A 2,317-nucleotide genomic window follows, 5' to 3' on the forward strand; every position below is an offset into this window, starting at 1 on the left:
ACCGAGTGCCCGAAGTGCGGCGGCACCTTCCCTATCATCGCCACCGGCAAAATGACGCATAAGGGGCGACGTGTCGCGTATATCGGCGACTCGACCGCCTGCGGCGCGACGCTGGTAAGGACGTGAGACGATCACCATGTTCGAACCACTCCAAAGCCGCACGCTGAAGGTGAAATGCGAGGCGCTGCCTACATGGGGCGGCGGCGATATTCTTCTGCCACAGCGCGTCAAAGGCGTCGAAACGCTTGGCGAGCTTTTTGAATACCGCGTCGATCTCGCCACCCTCGATAGTGCGACGTTTCGCCTCTACAAGGCTCGTGAGCTTATCAAGCCGGACGATTACATTGGTAAAACGATAAAAATACTGGTCGAATTCGAGGGGAAAGGAACGTTCATTCCGGGTTTGCCCGGTAATCAGGGCGCGGGCAATGTCGGCGCGGGCGTGCGCGCGATCGAGGGGATTATTACCGAAGTCCAGCAGATCGGCAGCGACGAGCGACGCGCGTATTACCAGTTTACGGTTAGGCCGTGGCTCTGGCTTTTGAGCCAGAATAAAGAGAATCGGATATTTCAAAACGTCTCGGTTTTGGAGGCTACCGAGGCCGTCTTAACGGGGACGAAATATAAATTTCCGTGGAAAACCCGGCTGGCTGCGTTCTTGCTCAATAACAACATCTTCCCGAAGCGCGATTATATCCGGCAGTTCTGGCAGAGTGATTACGATTTCCTCATTCAGCTATGGAGCGAATGGGGCATCTATTATCACTTCGATGGCATGACGTTGATGCTATGCGACTCGCCCGGTTCGCACAAAGACCACAAGAACGCATACGACACGATTCTCTTTCATGCGCCCGAAGACAAGCGCATCGACGAAGAGCATATTCATAGCCTGCGCGTGTCGCGTCAAATCACGGCAGGCGACGTCACGCTCAACGACTACGACTACACGCGCTCGAACGGCACGTTCTTGGTCAACCGGTCGCAATACAGCAAGTCATCGTTCGACAACATCAAACAATATCACTGGGGCGACTATACGCAACCGCTCGCGGGCGCGATGGGGCTAGACGGCCAGCCGAACGACTTTCGCAACGAGGGCGAATATCTCGCATGGGTGCGCGTCGAGTCGATGCGTTGCGAAGGCTTGCGCGCCTATGGCTCGGCCAACGCGCGCGGCATGATGACGGGCAGACGGTTCCGGCTGGAAGGTCATCCGCAACCCGAGGTCAACCGTGAATATCTCGTTGTCTCCACGTCCATCGACGTGCGGAACCCGGACGAGCTTACCGCCACATCGGGCAGCGATGCGCAGTACCACTGCAAGACGGATTTCGTCGTGCAGCCCGCAAATGCTTTCTTCAAGCTCAAGCCCAAAGACAAACCGCGCGCCTACCCGGAAACGGGCGTTGTGACGGGGCCGGAGAAGCAACCGATATGGCTCGACGCCTACGGGCGCATCCGCTGTCAATTCAAGTGGGACCGGCTCGGCAACAACGACCAGAATTCGAGTTGCTGGCTGCGCGTGTCGCTGCCGTGGCACGGCGGGCCTCACAGCCTGGTCTCGGTGCCGCGTGTCGGCGACGAGATCACCGTTGGCTATCACGAAGGCGACCCAGACAAGCCGTTCGTGATGGCGAGCAAGGTGAACGAGTTCAATCCGCCGCCGTTCAGGCTGCCGAAAAACATGGCGCTTACGGGGCTGGTGAGTCACGCGTTTGAAGGTCAAGGGCACAACGTTGTTGTGACAGACGACACGCCCGGTAAGCAGCAGGTACAGGTGGCGAGCGATCAGGCAAATTCGCGGCTTGTGCTCGGCTACAACACGCGCATCACATACGGCGACGGACGCCAGCAGGCGCGCGGCCTCGGCTGGGAGTTGGCGACGGATGCGTGGGGCGTGCTGCGCGCAAATCAGGGCATGCTCGTTACCACCGAGACGCGCGACGGGGCCACCGCCCCGGCGAGGGATTTAGGCGAGACCGTCGCACGGCTCACGCAGGCGCGCGACATCCACGAAAGCATGGCGGAACTTGCGCAGCAGCACGGCGCGCAGGACGCGAGCGGCAACCAGTCGGACGTTGCGAGGTCGATCAAAGCGGCGAATGACGACCTACGCGGTAACGGCACGGCCAACATGGATAGAGGCGAGTTCCCCGAGTTCGCCGCGCCGCATCTGACCTTGGCGAGTCCGGCCGGCATTCAAGCGACGACGGCGGGCAGTACGCACCTTGCGAGCGATCAAGATTTCGCAGTGACGGCGGCGGGAAACGTCAGCTTTGCGGCGGCGCGCTCATTCTTCGCGAGTGTCATGAAT

Annotated in this window: 2 protein-coding genes; both read left to right on the forward strand. The window is 59.8% G+C overall.

The window, feature by feature from the left end:
• The first annotated feature begins 51 nt into the window (after window positions 1-51).
• Window positions 52-126: a hypothetical protein gene (locus NCR35_RS30125; RefSeq protein WP_502801739.1), complete on the forward strand. Its 75-nt coding sequence runs from the start codon at window positions 52-54 to the stop codon at window positions 124-126.
• A 10-nt stretch (window positions 127-136) separates the two neighbouring features.
• On the forward strand, window positions 137-2,317 hold a 2,181-nt coding region (locus tag NCR35_RS29660), incomplete at its 3' end, for a type VI secretion system Vgr family protein (protein ID WP_250537446.1).

The organism is Caballeronia sp. AZ10_KS36, assembly GCF_023631105.1.
Taxonomy (GTDB): Bacteria; Pseudomonadota; Gammaproteobacteria; order Burkholderiales; family Burkholderiaceae; genus Caballeronia.